General features: G+C 68.6%; 9 protein-coding genes. 6 read left to right on the top strand and 3 right to left on the bottom strand.

The features are described from left to right. Positions 1-139: 139 nt before the first annotated feature. Genes OG361_RS14460 through OG361_RS14475 form a run of 4 tightly spaced genes read left to right on the top strand, consistent with a single transcriptional unit; the run spans position 140 to position 5,160 of the window. Complete coding sequence (locus OG361_RS14460) at positions 140-1,579, top strand: pyridoxal phosphate-dependent decarboxylase family protein (protein WP_405853689.1); 1,440 nt, start codon at positions 140-142, stop codon at positions 1,577-1,579. After that, positions 1,566-2,849 carry a lysine N(6)-hydroxylase/L-ornithine N(5)-oxygenase family protein gene (locus OG361_RS14465; protein WP_405853690.1) on the top strand — a complete coding sequence of 428 codons (1,284 nt, stop codon included), beginning with the start codon at positions 1,566-1,568 and terminating at the stop codon, positions 2,847-2,849. The genes OG361_RS14460 and OG361_RS14465 overlap by 14 nt, the downstream gene beginning before the upstream one ends. Beyond that, the gene (locus OG361_RS14470; protein ID WP_405853691.1) at positions 2,846-3,376 is read left to right on the top strand and encodes a GNAT family N-acetyltransferase; all 531 of its coding nucleotides are present in this window, start codon (positions 2,846-2,848) and stop codon (positions 3,374-3,376) included. Before OG361_RS14465 ends, OG361_RS14470 begins: the two co-directional genes overlap by 4 nt. Further along, the gene (locus tag OG361_RS14475; RefSeq protein WP_405853692.1) at positions 3,373-5,160 is read left to right on the top strand and encodes an IucA/IucC family protein; all 1,788 of its coding nucleotides are present in this window, start codon (positions 3,373-3,375) and stop codon (positions 5,158-5,160) included. Before OG361_RS14470 ends, OG361_RS14475 begins: the two co-directional genes overlap by 4 nt. A gap of 229 nt (positions 5,161-5,389) precedes the next feature. On the opposite strand, the gene OG361_RS14480 is transcribed toward OG361_RS14475, so the two are convergent. The 3 genes from OG361_RS14480 to OG361_RS14490 all read right to left on the bottom strand — a co-directional run bounded on the left by OG361_RS14480 (position 5,390) and on the right by OG361_RS14490 (position 11,278). Then, a complete protein-coding gene (locus tag OG361_RS14480) occupies positions 5,390-7,579 on the bottom strand; it encodes an alpha-L-fucosidase (protein WP_405853693.1) in 2,190 nt (729 codons plus the stop codon). A 926-nt stretch (positions 7,580-8,505) separates the two neighbouring features. Continuing rightward, a complete protein-coding gene (locus OG361_RS14485; RefSeq protein WP_405853694.1) occupies positions 8,506-10,647 on the bottom strand; it encodes a family 20 glycosylhydrolase in 2,142 nt (713 codons plus the stop codon). A gap of 427 nt (positions 10,648-11,074) precedes the next feature. Next, entirely contained in the window at positions 11,075-11,278 is a 204-nt protein-coding gene (locus OG361_RS14490; RefSeq protein WP_405853695.1) for a hypothetical protein, read from the bottom strand. A gap of 201 nt (positions 11,279-11,479) precedes the next feature. Between OG361_RS14490 and OG361_RS14495 the strand changes: the two genes are divergently transcribed. Together OG361_RS14495 and OG361_RS14500 are read left to right on the top strand one after the other, a co-directional pair. After that, the gene (locus OG361_RS14495; protein ID WP_405853696.1) at positions 11,480-12,016 is read left to right on the top strand and encodes a DUF4240 domain-containing protein; all 537 of its coding nucleotides are present in this window, start codon (positions 11,480-11,482) and stop codon (positions 12,014-12,016) included. An 865-nt stretch (positions 12,017-12,881) separates the two neighbouring features. After that, positions 12,882-17,048, top strand: coding sequence for a beta-galactosidase (locus tag OG361_RS14500; RefSeq protein WP_405853697.1), 4,167 nt, complete (start codon positions 12,882-12,884; stop codon positions 17,046-17,048).

Consider the following 17,048-nt stretch of genomic DNA (forward strand, 5'->3'; position numbering starts at 1 on the left):
CCGCAACGGCCTCCCGATCCTGATGGGTTGGGGGGCCATTGCGCTGTAAAATTAGGTTAGGCTAACCTTACTTTTACCGATCGACCTCTTCGGTGGTCCATCAGCGTCCCCTCAGCGTCCCTCCCGAAAGGGCCCCCACATGCGCTCCCACCTGCTCAACGACGCCACGGCGGAGAGCTACCGGCGCTCCGTCACCGAAGGAGTCGAGCGGGTGGCGAACAAACTCGCCACGACGCGCCGCCCGTTCACCGGTGTCACGCCGGCCGAACTGGCCCCCGTCATCGACGCCGTCGACCTCGACCGCCCGCTCGGTGACTCCTCCGCCGCCCTCGACGAGCTGGAGAGCGTCTACCTCCGCGACGCCGTCTACTTCCACCACCCCCGCTACCTGGGCCACCTCAACTGCCCGGTGGTCATCCCCGCCGTCCTCGGCGAGGCCGTCCTCTCGGCCGTCAACTCCTCGCTCGACACCTGGGACCAGAGCGCCGGCGGCACCCTCATCGAGCGCAAGCTGATCGACTGGACGACCGGCCGGATCGGCCTCGGCCCCGCCGCCGACGGCGTGTTCACCAGCGGCGGCACGCAGTCCAACCTCCAGGCCCTGCTCCTCGCCCGCGAGGAGGCCAAGACGAAGGACCTGGCGAAGCTCCGCATCTTCTCCTCCGAGTGCAGCCACTTCAGCGTCCAGAAGTCGGCCACCCTCCTCGGCCTCGGCGCCGACGCCGTCATCTCCGTCCCGGTCGACCGGAACAAGCGCATGCAGTCCGTCGTCCTCGCCGCCGAGCTGGAGGCCTGCCGCGCCGAGGGCCTCGTCCCGATGGCGATCGTCGCCACCGCCGGCACCACCGACTTCGGCTCCATCGACCCGCTGCCCGAGGTCGCCGCCCTCGCCGACGAGTACGGCGCCTGGATGCACGTCGACGCGGCCTACGGCTGCGGACTGCTCGCCTCCCGCACCCGCCGCCACCTCCTGGACGGCATCGAGCGGGCCGACTCGGTCACGGTCGACTACCACAAGTCCTTCTTCCAGCCGGTGAGCTCCTCCGCCCTCCTGGTCCGCGACGGCGCCACCCTGCGCCACGCGACGTACCACGCGGACTACCTCAACCCGCGCCGCACGGTCGCCGAGCAGATCCCCAACCAGGTGGACAAGTCCCTCCAGACGACCCGCCGCTTCGATGCGCTCAAGCTCTGGATGACGCTGCGCGTGATGGGCGCCGACGGCGTCGGCGAGCTCTTCGACGAGGTCTGCGACCTGGCCCGGGAGGGCTTCGCGCTGCTCGCCGCCGACCCGCGCTACGACGTCGTGGTCGAACCGCAGCTCTCCACCCTCGTCTACCGCTACATCCCCGAGGCCGTCGCCTCGCCCGCCGAGATCGACCGGGCCAACCTCTACGCCCGCAAGGCCCTCTTCGCCTCCGGCGAGGCCGTCGTCGCCGGCACCAAGGTCGACGGCCGCCAGTACCTGAAGTTCACCCTGCTCAACCCCGAGACGACCGTGGCCGACATCGCCGCCGTCCTCGACCTGATCGCCGGCCACGCCGAGCAGTACCTGGGAGAGACCCTTGTCCACGCCTGAGACGACCGAGACGTACGACTTCATCGGCATCGGGCTCGGCCCGTTCAACCTCGGACTCGCCTGCCTGGCGGAGCCCATCGGCCACCTGGACGGTCTCTTCCTGGAGTCCAAGCCGGACTTCGAGTGGCACTCGGGGATGTTCCTCGAAGGCGCCCACCTCCAGACCCCGTTCATGTCGGACCTGGTCACCATGGCCGACCCGACGTCCCCCTACTCCTTCCTCAACTACCTGAAGGAGAAGGGCCGGCTCTACTCGTTCTACATCCGCGAGAACTTCTACCCGCTGCGGACCGAGTACAACGACTACTGCCGCTGGGCCGCCGCGAAGCTGACCTCCGTCCGCTGGTCGACGACCGTCGCCTCCGTGACCTTCGACGAGACCGACCAGGTGTACGTCGTCTCCACCGCGGCCGGGGAGACCTTCCGCGCCCGCCGGATCGTCCTCGGCACCGGCACCCCGCCGTACGTCCCCGAGACCTGCCAGGACCTCGGCGGCGACCTGATCCACAACTCGCGCTACCTCCCGAACAAGGAGGAGCTCCAGAGGAAGAAGTCGATCACCCTGGTCGGCAGCGGCCAGAGCGCGGCGGAGATCTACTACGACCTCCTCTCCGAGATCGACGTCCACGGCTACAAGCTCAACTGGGTGACCCGCTCCCCCCGCTTCTTCCCGCTGGAGTACACCAAGCTCACCCTGGAGATGACCTCCCCGGAGTACGTGGACTACTTCCACGCGCTCCCCGAGCAGACCCGCTACCGCCTGGAGACCCAGCAGAAGGGCCTCTTCAAGGGCATCGACGGCGAGCTCGTCGACGCCATCTTCGACCTGCTCTACCAGAAGAACCTGAACGGCCCCGTCCCCACCCGGCTGCTCACCAACTCCGCGCTGCACGCCGCCGCGTACGACGACACCAGCGGCACGTACACGCTCGGCTTCCGCCAGGAGGAGCAGGAGAAGGACTTCACCCTGGAGACCGAGGGCCTGATCCTCGCCACCGGGTACAAGTACACCGTCCCCGCCTTCCTGGAGCCGGTCCGCGACCGCATCAACTGGGACGCCCAGGGCCGCTTCGACGTGGCCCGCAACTACGCGATCGACACGACCGGCCGCGGGATCTTCCTGCAGAACTCCGCGGTGCACACCCACTCGATCACCTCGCCCGACCTGGGCATGGGGGCGTATCGCAACGCGTACATCATCGGGGAGATGCTGGGCTCCGAGTACTACCCCGTAGAGAAGACCATCGCTTTCCAGGAGTTCGCCGCATGACCATCCGCTTCCGCCCGCTCGATCCCCTCAAGGACGCGGAGCTGATCCACGCCTGGGTCACCCACCCCAAGGCCGCCTTCTGGATGATGCAGGACGCGAAACTGCAGGACGTCGAGCGCGAGTACACGGCGTTCGCCGCCAACCCGCACCACCAGGCCTTCATCGGCCTGGTCGACGAGGTCCCCGCCATCCTCATGGAGCGCTACGACCCCTCGCAGCTGGAGCTGGTCGGCCTGTACGAGCCGCTCCCCGGCGACGTCGGCATGCACTTCCTCGTGGCCCCGACCGACACCCCCGTGCACGGCTTCACCCGCCGGGTGATCACCGCCGTGATGGCGGAGCTGTTCGCCGACCCGGCGACCGCCCGGGTGGTCGTCGAGCCCGACGTGTCCAACAAGGCCGTCCACGCGCTCAACGAGGTCGTCGGATTCGTGCCCGAGCGCGAGATCCAGAAGCCGGAGAAGCAGGCGCTGCTCAGCTTCTGCACCCGCGCGCAGTTCGAGGCGGCCGTGGCGGTGGCGATATGACCGCCGTCGACCGTGTCGACCCCGTCGCCCACCTCACCCCCGAGCGCTGGGCCGACGCCAACCGCGCGCTGATCCGCAAGGGCCTCGCCGAGTTCGCCCACGAGCGGCTGCTCAACCCGCAGGAGCTGGGCGAGAGCCGTTACAAGGTCCTCGGCGACGACGGCACGACCGAGTACCGCTTCACCGCCGACCGGTTCGCCCTCGACCACTGGCAGGTCTACCCGGACTCGATCAGCCGCCACCGAGGCGACGAGCAACTCCCCCTGGACGCGCTCCAGTTCATCACCGAACTGCGCGGCACCCTCGGCCTCAGCGACGAGATCCTCCCGGTCTACCTGGAGGAGATCTCCTCCACCCTGGCCGGCACGGCGTACAAGTCGACCAAGCCCCCGGTCACCTCCGCCGAACTGGCCCACGCCGGCTTCCAGGCGATCGAGACCGGGATGACCGAGGGCCACCCCTGCTTCGTCGCCAACAACGGCCGGCTCGGCTTCGGCGTCGACGAGTTCCGCGCGTACGCCCCCGAGGCCGCGAGCGACATCCACCTGATCTGGCTGGCCGCGCGCCGCGACCGCACCACCTTCACCGCCGGGGCGGGCATCGACTACGAGGCCTTCGTCCGCGCCGAGCTCGGCGACGCGACGGTGGACGGCTTCGCCACGGTCCTGGCCGCCCGCGGCCTGGACCTGGCGGACTACCTCCTCATGCCGGTCCACCCCTGGCAGTGGTGGAACAAGCTGTCCGTCACCTTCGCCGCCGAGATCGCGCAGCAGCGCCTGGTGTACCTGGGCGAGGGCGACGACACGTACCTGGCGCAGCAGTCGATCCGTACCTTCTTCAACACCTCGGACCCGGCCAAGCACTACGTCAAGACGGCGCTCTCGGTCCTCAACATGGGCTTCATGCGGGGTCTCTCGGCCGCGTACATGGAGGCCACCCCGGCCATCAACGACTGGCTGCACCAGCTGATCGAGTCGGACTCGACCTTCACGTCGGTCAACTTCTCGATCATCCGGGAGCGGGCGGCGGTCGGCTACCGGCACCTGGAGTACGAGGCCGCCACCGACCGCTACTCCCCCTACCGCAAGATGCTGGCCGCGCTCTGGCGCGAGTCCCCGGTCCCGACCCTCGCCGAGGGCGAGCGCCTGGCCACCATGGCCTCGCTCCTCCACGTCGACCACACGGGCGCGTCCTTCGCGGGCGCGCTGATCAAGGAGTCGGGCCAGGAGCCGACGGCGTGGCTGCGCCGCTACCTCGACGCCTACCTCCTCCCGGTCCTGCACAGCTTCTACGCCTACGACCTGGCGTTCATGCCGCACGGCGAGAACGTGATCCTGGTCCTCGACGAGCAGGGCACGGTCTCCCGCGCGATCTTCAAGGACATCGCCGAGGAGATCGTGGTCATGGACCCGACGGCGGTCCTCCCGCCGGCGGTGGAGCGCGTCCGCGCCGAGATCCCCGAGGACATGAAGCTCCTCTCGGTCTTCACGGACGTCTTCGACTGCTTCTTCCGCTTCATGGCGGCGACACTGGCGACGGAGGGCGTCCTCGACGAGGAGAGCTTCTGGCGGACGGTCGCGGAATGCACGCACGCCTACCAGGACTCGAAGCCGGAGCTGTCGGACCGGTTCGCGCAGTACGACATGTTCGAGGAGACCTTCGCCCTGTCGGCCCTCAACCGCCTCCAGCTGCGCAACAACAAGCAGATGGTGGACCTGGCGGACCCGTCGGCGGCGCTCCAGCTCGTCGGCGACCTGGTGAACCCGATCGCCCGCTTCGCCTGACGCTCCCCTGAACCGATGCGAGCCCCGCCGGAGTACGGTCCTCCGCCGGGGCTCACATCTCTTCCACTGAAGGTCGATGGTCGATGGCCGGGAGGCCGAACCGGGCCGACCTCCTCCCCGGGTTCGAAGAGGTCTTGAACCGGGGAGGAGGTCGGCCACTGTCGTGGGGCGCTGTGGCTCACGGTTCACCGCGTCGGAAGACGCGGCGGGGAGCCGTCAGCGGGTTGGGTCAGCCGAAGAGCTGGACTTCGGCGAGGGACAGGGGGCGGTCGGAACCGACGAGCTGGACGCGGAGGTAGCGGGCGGTCCGGCCGAGGGGGAGGGACAGGGTGTCCCCGACGGCGGTTGCGTGGTAGGTGCTCCACACTCCGGCCTGGGCCTTGGTGACGTTCGGGTCGGTGGAGGTGAAGGGAGTGTCGGAGGCGAAGACGTAGAAGTCGTGGAGCCGGTCGGCGCAGCAGTCGGTGCGGTTCCACAGCTTGACGGTGCTCACCTGCTGGGAGGAGCCGAGGTCGACCTGCCACCAGGGGTCGGTGTCGAGGGGGCTGTCGGAGGTGTGGGTGACCGAGCCGGCGGGGAAGTTGCCGTCGAGGTTGCCGTCGACGGCGCGGTCGGCGGAGGCGCCGTTGTCGTGAGTGCTCGACTGGGTGGCGGGCTTGTTCAGCGCCAGGTTCGGGGCTTCGATGTCCGCGCGGAGGGCGAAGGTGGCGATCGCCGGGGGGAGTGAGCGGGAGCTGGTGATCCGGAGCCGGACCTTGCTGGTGGTGACCGTGTCCGCGAGCTTGAGCAGACGGCGGTGGCCGATCGTGGTGCCAGTGCCTGCCTGCTGCCAGGAGGTGCCGTTCCAGGCGTCCACGGCGAAGGCTGCCACGCGCTGTCCGACCTGGAGGCTCTCCTGCAGGTCCACGACGTTGAAGGTCTTGGAGGAACCGAGGTCGAGCACGAGGTTACCGGTGGTGCCGGTGGGCTGCCAGGCGGTGGCGTCGTCGGTGTCCAGGACGTTGCCGGGGACGTTGCCGGCCGTGTTGGAGGTACCGGAGTCGTTGCTCGCGGTCGCTCCGGCCGCGGCGTTGACGGCGTTGACGGAGCGGATCCATTCCCCGAATTCATGCATGCGGCCCACCGCGTCCGCGGGCATGCGTCCGGTGGCGTCCGGGCCGACGTTCAGCAGGAGCTGGCAGTTCTTGCCCACCGAGCCGTAGTACATGTTCTTCAGGACTTCCATCTGGACCGGAGTGGAGCCCGGGTGCCAGAACCAGTCGGAGCCCTGCAGCCGGCCGTCGCACTCGACCGGCTGGTACCGCAGGACCTTCCAGCTGGTCGTGCCGTTGGTCTGCCGCGTCAGCTGCGCGTCGCTGCCCAGATCCGGGTGGGCGGCGCCGTCGGGCACCTGCAGGACCATGTCGGCGGCGGTCGCCGGATCGGCCGGGTTGCCGGCGTAGTCGGTGCTGTTCGGGAGCGTGGCCCACTCGCTGGTGCGGGTGGTGGTCCCGCTCTCGTTGCCGACATAGCGGATGTCCGGGCCGCCCTCCTGGAAGGCGACCGCGTTCGGCTGGAGGGTCCGGATCATCTTGACCCAGTCGGCGTAGTTGTAGTTCTGGGCGACCTGGCCGCTCCACGGGTTGGCTCCGTCGAACCACACCTCGTCGAGCGTGCCGTACTTGGTGAGCACCTCGTACAGGGTGTTCATGTAGTAGCGGTTGTAGTCGTCGGCGGTGAAGTTGAAGATCGTGCCGTTTCCGTCGCCGACGCTGGGGATCCGGGTGGCCTGGGGGGTGCTGCCGTTGCCGTAGGTGCCGGTGGTCGCCCTGGTCTCGAACTCGTGGCCGTCGGCCGGCGACAGGTAGACGCCGACCTTGAGGCCGTACTTGCGGGCCGAGTCGGTGAACGACTTGAGGACGTCGCCCTGACCGTTCTGCCAGGAGCTGGACGCCACCCCGTAGGTGGAGTAGGCCGATGGGAAGAGCAGCATGCCGTCGTGGTGCTTGGCGGTGAGGATGATCTTCTTGAAGCCGGCGTTCTTGAACATCGCGGCCCACTGGTCGGTGTCCAGGTTGGTGGGCTGGAAGACGTTCGGGTCCTCGGTACCGGAACCCCACTCCTTGCCGGTGAAGGTGTTCGGGCCGAAGTGCACGAACCCTGTCAGCTCCTCACGCTGCCACGCGAGCTGCCGGGGCGACGGCGTCACCGTCGCCGCCTTCTGGAGGATCTGCGCAGCGGTGTCATTACTGTTGATCGCGACGACGGGGTTCGGCGCTGGCAGCGTGGCGGTGCGGTTCGGCTTTGCCAGCGTGGCGGCGGGCGTGGGCGGGGCCGCCACGACACTGCCGCCGAACGCCGCGAGGACACCGAGCATGGCGACGGCGGACCGCCGCAGGGCACGGCGTGGTACTGGCCGGGCCAAGAGATTTCTGGACATGCGTCACGTTCCTCTGGGGGAGTTGTGGAGCGCGGTTTGTGGGGTGCTCGACACGCTAGAGCAGACCAATACATCCGATCAATACGTGGCTCCAAGCAAATGTCTCGTGACCCTGACCGCGTTGACCTCGAGCCGTCATCGAGGGTCGTCGAACTTAGTGGCGGTGCGGCAGTGGTAACTCGGCCTGCCCGTCACGCCGGGCGAGGGGCGCGGGGTGCGGCCGCCCCGGGAGCGAAGACCCCGCGGACCTTCGCGATCACGATCGTTCTCTACGGAACCGGTCATGAAGACCACGGGCTTGAGTGCTGACGATGCCGAGATCAACACGCGGCGACACAAATGCTGAGGCCGGAGGGGGTGAGTGTGGTGAGAGTCGCGGACGACGGGGACAGTACGGCGCCGGGCCCGCAAGGGCGCGGCGACGGCGGACCGCTGGGCACCTACGGCGAGCAGATCTGCGCGGCTTGGCAGGCCGAGGGACTCCTGTGCGACCTGCTCCACATACCGTCACCCGGGCCCATGCCGCCCCCGACCGCTCCGCGATCTCCGTCGCCCGCTACGGCTTCCACACCACGTCGCCGACAACCTCGGAGCCATGCATTCATCGGATGTCTTGTGTACCGCATCCATGCAGCTGCCCAGCGCGCGAAGGGTCCCGTCTCCGGGCAGGGCCCATAGGCCCATAGGCCCATAGCAGGCGGGCGTGTCGATGCAGCCGTAGATCTGAAGTTGTTCCCCGTCCGCCCCATCAGCACGGGGAACATCGACAAATCGGTTGCCGTTCACACCCTGCACTGCGCCTGTACGTGCGGCCGAGTGGCGATACGAGTGTCCCGCGCTCGCATCGAAGGCGAGGGCCCTGGTCCAGGGGCCCTGGCCGTCGACGTTTCGCTCTACCGTGCGATCGGGCCGTCAGGCCCGGTGGGTCATCCGATGGTCCAGCGCTGCAAGGCCGAACCGCTGGCCGGCTGCTGGGTGACGAGGGCGCCGTTGGTCGTCGAGGCGGTGGTCAGCAGGAGGCCGCTGCTGACCGATGCCACGGTGTGGCCGCCGCCGGTGACCGGGGTGACCTGCCACTTCTGGTTGGTGTCGCCGCTGCACGTCCACTGGATGATGGCGGCGCCTGCGGACAGGGAACCGCCACTGACGTCGGCACAGAGTCCGGAGGCGACGTTGACCAGGATGTAGGAGCCGTCCGGCTGCTTGACGAAGGTCCACTTCTGGTTGTTGCCGCCGTGCAGGGCCCAGGTGTCGAGCTGCGTGTCCGGTGCGCCGGAGCTGCCGGGAACGTCCAGGGCCTGGCCGCCGGTGGTGAGGGTGTGGACGCCGATCAGGCTGCTGCTGGAAGGGGGGCTGGACCAGGGTACGTCCGGGGCGGCGTAGTACTCGATCCCCGCGGCGGACCAGCGTGCTCCGTGGGTGCCCAGACGGCGGCTGAAGTCGCTGTAGTTGTGGGTGGACTGCGGCGACCAGCCGATCTCGGCGATGGCGGGCAGGCGCGGGAAGGTCATGTGCTCGGCGTACACGTACGGCTCGGGGAACTGGCTCGTGGACGTGGCCAGCCGGTGGCTGCCCGCGTACGCGTGGTCGGCCCACAGGGCCGCCTCGACGCCGGCGATCTTGTCGGCCGGGACGAGTGAGCCGGTGCCGTCGAGCTTGGCGGTCGAGGTGGTGGGGTCCCAGTCGTAGGCCCTGCTCAGCGAGATGTAGCCCTGCCAGGTCAGGCCGTACGGCGTCGACGAGTCGTACTTCATGTCGAGGTACGCGTGGTCCGAGGGGGACATGACGAACTTGGCGTTCTGCTGGACGGCGTCGCGGACGAAGTGGACGTTCTCGTTCTCGTAGCTCGTGCCGACCGTGGCCCGGTCGCCGTCGCTGCCCCACCACTGCATGATGCTGTTCGCGGGGATCGTCGACTGGCCGAGCTGGTGCCAGCCCATCACGGTCTTGCCCTGCGAGGTCACGGCCGAGCTGGCGGCGGAGACGTAGGCGGCGTACTGGGACGGGGTGGCCGCCGGGGTCTCGTCGCCGCCGAGGTGGACGTACGGTCCGGGCGTCATCGACGCCACGGTGTCGATCACGGTGGTGAGGAAGCTGCTGACGTCGGCGACGTGCTGCGCGTCGCTGAGGCAGTACAGGCTGATGCCCACATCGAAGCCCGAGTACAGGTTGCCGGGCTGGTCGTCGCAGTTGAGGTTGGCGACCGACGCCAGCGCGGCGCTGGTGTGGCCGGGCCCGTCGATCTCCGGGACGACGGTCATGAAGCGGGACTTGGCGTAGGCGACGATCTCCTGGTACTCCGCCGCGGTGTAGTACCAGTCGGTGCCGCCGGTGAAGCCGGCCTGCGTGCTCGCGCCGACCGTCGTCAGGCTCGGTATCGCGCCGATCGCGATACGCCAGCCCTGGTCGTCGGTCAGGTGCAGGTGCAGGGTGTTGATCTTGTACGTGGCGGCCTGGTCGATGTACCGCTTGAGCTGGGACATCGGGTAGTAGCGGCGGGCCACGTCGACCATGGCGCCACGGTAGGAGTACCGGGGCGAGTCCGAGATCTGCACGGGGGAGACGGTCCAGGGACCCGGCTTGACCGAAGTGGACTCGATCGCCGCCGGCAGCAGCTGCCGCAGCGTCTGCACCCCGCGGAACAGGCCCTGCGCTCCGTACGCGGTCACCGTCACACCGGTGCTGGTCGACTTCAGGGTGTAGCCCTCGGCGCCCAGGCTGGAAGCACCGTTGGGGTTCAGGACGATGGCCTGGCTCACGGGCTGCGAGGTGGTGGTGACCGGAAGCGTGTAACCGGTCGCCGGAGCCAGCAGCCCCGCCAGGTACGAGCCCACGCCCGCCGCGTCGGGATCACTGGAGGAGATGACGTTCACCGGCGTCTGCGCGGTGAGGGCGAAGCCGCTGCCGGTCAGGCTCGTCTGGGAGACGGGCTGGGGCACGACGGCCGGGACCACCTTGACGTCCGGCTTCGGGGCGGCGGTGGCCGTCGTCGGCACGAGCGCGGCGAGAGCGAACGTGAGTGCGGCGAGAGAGGCGAAGTTTCTGCCCCGTGAGCGCGTTGGGCGCATGGGTGACTCCTTAGGAACAGGGGAGCACGGCTACGGGCGCGGCTGGGTACGCCGCACCCCGCCAGGGATGCGGTGACGACAGGAAGCGTGCAGTCGTGAGCATCCACCATGCGCGGTCATGCCAAGATTCAACTGCCGCCAATCACTTTCGAACGAACCGTGACAGTGTGGGAGGGGAGTGTCAAGGCCTACCCGGACGTAGCTTCAGGCCGCGCAGAGCCCGACGGAAGCTCTCTGGACGACAGAAGGATTTCGAGCGTTCACGCTGTCGACGTGCCAGTGTTTACGTGATCATGGAACGTTGAGAGCACTGTTGTGGCTGCTGGTCTCCCAGGACCGGGCGCCGCGCCTGATGCCGGTGGTCTTCGGGAACAGGCAGCGGACTGAGCGTCGGACCAGGCACCGGCATCTGCGAGCGGACCCTCTCCTACAAGGCCGACGGCACCTCTGTACGGATCGACGAGGGCACGATCACCTCGGCCACCGTCACACGGGCATCCGCAAGACGCTGAAGTGCGCGTTCCGCCTCGCCGAGTGCGGCCTGCACCCGCTCGGCCTCCTGTCGCAACCGCGCGACCTCTTCCCGGACCTTCTTCTCCCGGGCCTTCAACAGACCGAGCACCGACGGCACCAGCCACCTCCACAAGCGAGGCGAACGGACGAACCACGCCCATCTCTCCCGCCGCGGGACGAAGTTCATGCCCACCCAGCCCGAATCAAACGATCACGTTCGGAAAGCGGATGGCGTCTGACAGCAGCGACGCGGCTGCTCTGATGGGCCAAGCTCCCGCGACCGGCCCCATGTCAGTACCAGGTGGCAGGCTCTGCCTCCATGGACAAGCAGCAGTTCTGGCAGCTCATTGAGGCAGCCCGCAATCAGGCGTCCAACCCGAACGACGGCGAAGCGGTCGCTCGCGAGGCGACCTCGCTGCTGGCCTCCCGGCCGGTCGAGGAGATCGTCGCAGCTGAGCAGGTGCTGCGGGACCTGATGGTTGACTCCTACACCAATCCTCTGTGGGCCGCTGCTCACATCGCCAACGGTGGGTGCTCTGACGACGGCTTCGACTACTTCCGCGGCTGGCTGATCGCTCAGGGCCGTGAAGTCTTCGAGCACGTAGTCGCTGACCCCGATGCCCTGGCAGAACTGCCAATCGTTCAAGCCTCCGCAGCCGACGGCCGCGACCTGGAGGGTGAGGACATGCTGGGCATCGTCTGGAACGCACACATCTCGGCGACCGGTGATCAGCTCCCCACGAGCCCACCCACCATCCGTTACCGAGAGCTGGACCCCACCTGGAACTTCGATTTCGATGACCACGGCGAAATGACTCGCCGACTGCCCCGCTTGGCGGCTCTCTGTCCGGAGTAAGCGGAAGCTCGCAGTCACAAGACGAGGTCAAACAGCGGAGGGCGAGACTCCCGAACATCACTGTCCGTCACTCCTCTCGTCTGACGAATACGCGACACCTCGACATGCGGGCCTACCAGCCCCAAGCCCCGTAGCACCGCCCTGAAGCGGCGGACTACCTCGACGTCCATGTCCAGCAGTGCGCCGTGGATGACGACCTCGTCCGCCCTGGTCCACCAGGGCCTTCTCCAGGCGCGTCCCGCACCGCTCGGCGGCCTGGTCGCGCAGGGCGGTGCCGACGGCTTTGGTCCGGCGTCGCCCTGTACCCCTGACGAACCCTGGCGAAACCTAACGAACCAGGATGGTTCGAATGAAGCCTTGACAGCACCCGGGCGCGCCCCGAAACTCTGCTTTAACCAAATGTTTACGTCAACACGGCCACCCGCCGGATTGACGTGACTGATCGTCAGATCCCGGCTCCCACCCTGGTCAGGAGGAGGCGGGGGCGGAGGGTTGACCCCAGCCGCCCCACGCGGGATTCACCCCAGCCATGTCGCCGAACGTGATCACCTCACTCCCGCCAACGACTGGGAACGTTCACACATCACCCGGTCGACCCGACCCTCCTCCATCCCCCGCACACGCCAAGGGCCACCCGGCTTCCTCATCCCTTGCGCAGGTACGGAGGAGGCCGACGGAACCCCGCTTCTCCTTGCCCTCCCCTCCTCGGCAGCGTCCGCGACCCGGGCTGGAGCAGTGGAATCGCCGCGACCAGGCCAACGGCTGCCGAGGATCGGCCGAACCACCCGAGCCTGACGGGGCCGTGTTCCTCACGGCGCCGTCAGTACCCCTCCCCCCTCCCCCCACCCAGTTCAGGAGCCGCACCATGCTCAACGCATCTCCTCCCAGGCCCCCGGGTCACCGCTCGCGCAGAGTGCTGGCAGCTGCCATCACGCTGGCCTTGTCGGCCACCGGCGCGGCCGGCGGCGCGGCCGCCGCCCAGCCCGCCTCCCGATCGGTCTCCACCGCCACCGTGACGGCCATGCCGGCCGCCGCTTCCTCGATCAGCGGCACCCACACGGTGACCTATGACGGCTACTCGATGATGATCGACGGGAAGCGCACCTACATCTGGAGCGGCGAGTTCCACTACAACCGTCTGCCCAGTCCGGACCTGTGGCGGGACACGCTGCAGAAGCTGAAGGCGGCCGGGTTCAACACTGTCTCCATCTACCTCGACTGGGCCTACCACTCGCCCAAGCCCGGCGTGTACGACTTCAGCGGCATCCGCGACGTCGACAAGTTGCTGGACATGGCCGCGCAGGAGGGCGTCTACGTGATCGCCCGGCCCGGCCCGTACATCAACGCCGAGCTCGACAGTGGCGGATTCCCGGCCTGGGTCGACACCCTGCCGGGGTCGGCGCGCAGCACCGACCCCGCGTACCTGGCCGCGGCGGACGAGTGGCTGAGCAAGATCGACCCGATCCTGGCTCGCCACCAGATCACCAACGGGACCGGATCGATCATCGCTTACCAGATCGAGAACGAGTTCTACAGGAACAACGCCGACGGCCGGGCCTACATGGCCCACCTGGAGAAGGCCGCGCGGGACCACGGAATCACCGTGCCGCTCACCGGTAACCACAACCAGGCGTTCGCCACCGGTGCGGGGGCGGTGGACATCGACGCCGTGGACTCCTACCCGCAGGGGTTCAACTGCTCCAACCCCACGCAGTGGAGCAACCTGCCGAACATCGCCGGCTACCCCCGCAACCCCAACACCCCGCTGTTCACCGCGGAGTTCCAGGGCGGGTCCTTCGACCCGTGGGGTGGCCCCGGCTACGACAAGTGCCGCCAGCTGACCGGCGCCGACTTCGCCAACGTCTTCTACAAGAACAACCTCGCCGTCGGGTCGACCATGCAGAACCTCTACATGGCCTACGGCGGTACCTCCTGGGGCTGGCAGGCCGACCCCAACATGGTCTACACCTCCTACGACTACGGTGCGGCGATCAGCGAGCCCCGCCAGCTCACCGACAAGTACCAGCAGATCAAGCTGATCGGCTCCTTCCTCCAAACCGCGCAGTCGCTGAACAAGACCGACCAGGTGGCCAACCCCGCCCCGAGCACCTGGGACATGGTGGAGACGGTCCGCCGGAACCCGGATGACGGAACGCAGTTCCACTTCCTGCGGCAGTCGAACGTCAATTCCAACAACACTCTCAACGCGCGCATCGCGGTCGACCTGACCAAGGGCTCCTACACCTTCGACGACCAGGACAGCCGCCTCGCCTACAGCGCGGGCTGGACCCATGTCGGCGCCGAGCAGGACTACGCGAAGAGCGACTTCCGCCAGACCGAGTCCTGGACCGACACCGCCGGCGCGAGCGTGTCGATACCGTTCACCGGCAAGTCGGTCCGCTGGATCGCATCGACCGCGCCCAACCACGGCAAGGCCGACGTCTACATCGACGGCACCAAGGTGGCCACCGTGGACGGCTACTCGTCCACGGTCGTGCCGCAGCAGGTGCTGTACTCGGCGAACAACCTGACCAACGCCGCACACACCCTGAAGATCGTCGCGACCGGGCAGAAGAACGCCTCGGCCAACGGCGCCTTCGTCGCGGTCGACGCCGTCGACCAGCCGACGGGCGCCACGCGCAACTACCCGTCCGTCCCGCAGCAGGCGGGAACCTCGATCACGCTGGCGGGGAGGGAGTCCAAGACCCTCGTGGCCGGCTACCAGCTCGGCGCGAGCCGGCTGCAGTACTCCACCTCGGAGCTGATGACCAGCACCACCATCGGCGCCCGTGACGTGGCGGTGCTCTACGGCGGCCAGGGGCAGTCCGGCGAGACGGTGCTCAACTTCCCGACGAAGCCGACCGTGAAGGTGCTGAGCGGGACCGTGCCGTTCACCTGGGACGCGACCTCCGGTGACCTGCGGCTGAACTACCAGCACTCCGGCCTGGCCCGGGTGCTCGTCACGGGCGGACAGCGACCGCTGCTGCTGCTGATCGGGGACACCGCCACCGCCAAGACGTTCTGGCAGGCCCAGACCGCGGCCGGCCCCGTGCTGGTACGCGGCAGTTCGCTGCTGCGCGGCGCCACCACCGCCGCCGACGGCACGCTGGCACTCACCGGCGACTCCGCCTCCGCCGGCGCTGTCGAGGTCTTCGCGGGCTCGTTCGCGAAGACCACCTGGAACGGCGGTGCCCTCGCCCTGTCGACCACGTCGAGCGGCTCGGGAACGGGCCAGCTCAAGGCCCCGGTCGCGGTCTCCCTGCCGGCTCTGACCGGCTGGAAGAAGTCCACCGAATCACCCGAGGCGCAGCTGGGCTTCGACGACAGCACGTGGACGGTGGCGGACAAGCTCACCTCCCACAGCACGACCACCCCGGACACGCTCCCGGTGCTGTTCACCGACGAGTACGGCTTCCACTACGGCGACGTCTGGTACCGGGCGCACTTCAAGGGCATGCCCGGCACCAACGCCGTGGACCTGTCCGCGATCACCGGCCCGGCCGGCATCTACTCGGTCTGGCTGAACGGCACCTTCCTGGGCAGCACCAGTGACCGCCACCACCGGTTCGACTTCCCCGCCGGCAGCCTCAAGGACGGCGCGGACAACGTGGTCTCGGTGCTGCTGGAGAACTCCGGCCACAACGAGGACTGGACTGCCAACGACTCCCACAAGGAGGCACGCGGCCTGACCGGTGCCGCCCTCGTCGGCGCACCGACCACCCCGGTCACCTGGCGCATCCAGGGCAGCCGCGGCGGGGAGAACCTGATCGACCCGGCCCGCGGCCCGATGAACACCGGAGGCCTGTACGGCGAGCGTTCCGGCTGGTCGCTGCCCGGCTTCCCCGACACCGCTTGGTCATCCGTCACCCTGCCGACCAACAACACCACCCCGGGCGTGACCTGGTACCGCACCTCGGCGAACCTCAACCTCCCGGCAGGCCAGGACACCTCGGTGGGGCTGCGCATCACCGACGACCCGTCCCGCCACTACCGGGCGCTGATCTTCGTCAACGGCTGGCAGCTCGGCCGGTACATCAACGACCTCGGCCCGCAGCACAGCTTCCCGATCCCCAACGGCATCCTCAACCCCAACGGTGCCAACTCCATCGCCCTCGCGGTCTGGAACGCCGACGGCACCACCGGCGGCCTGGGCTCCGTTGCCCTGGAGTCCTACGGCACCCAGCTCTCCCCGCACACGACGGGCCCGGTGGCCGCCCCCCAGTACCAGGCCGCCACCTACGCGTCCACCTCCCCGAACGCCACGCTGGCGCTCGCCGCACCGGAGCACATCGCGCCGGGCGAGCAGACCACCGTCACCGCCACGATGGCCGTGCCGGCCGGCGTCACTTCCGCCACCGCGACCGACATCACCCTTCAGGCACCGACCGGCTGGACCGTCACCCCGGCGACGGCGGTCACCGGCGCCACAGTGGCCCCGGGCACTTCGGTCACCGCGACCTATCAGGTCACGGCCCCCGAAGGCACCCTGCCGGAGTTCTCCGCACTCACCGCGGCGGCCGATTTCCAGCAGGGCGGCGCGAAGCACCTGGCCGACACCCGTAAGGTCCTTCCGGCCACCGCGGTAGAGGCCCCGACCGCCGACACCGCCGTCAGCGCCCTGCCGTTCTACTACTCGGCCAACGGCTGGGGTCCGGTGGAGCGGAACTCGAGCAACGGCGAGTCCGGCGGCGGAGACGGGCGATCGCTCTCGCTCAACGGCACGACCTTCGCCTCAGGCCTGGGAACCCACGCGTCAAGTGTGGTGGGGCTGAAGCTGGACGGCCGCTGCACCCGGCTGACCGCCACGGTGGGCATCGACGACGAGGTCGACTACGGCTCGGTGGCCTTCTCGGTCCGCGCCGACGGCCGCACCCTGACGACCACCTCCGTACGGACCCACGCCACCGGCCCGACGACGCTGGACGTCGACATCTCCGGCGCCAAGGTGCTGGAACTGGTGGCCGCCGACGGCGGTGACGGCACGGGCAAGGACCACGCCGACTGGGCCGACGCACAGCTGCGCTGCAGCTGA

The organism is Streptomyces sp. NBC_00090, from assembly GCF_045160815.1.
GTDB lineage: Bacteria > Actinomycetota > Actinomycetes > Streptomycetales > Streptomycetaceae > Streptomyces.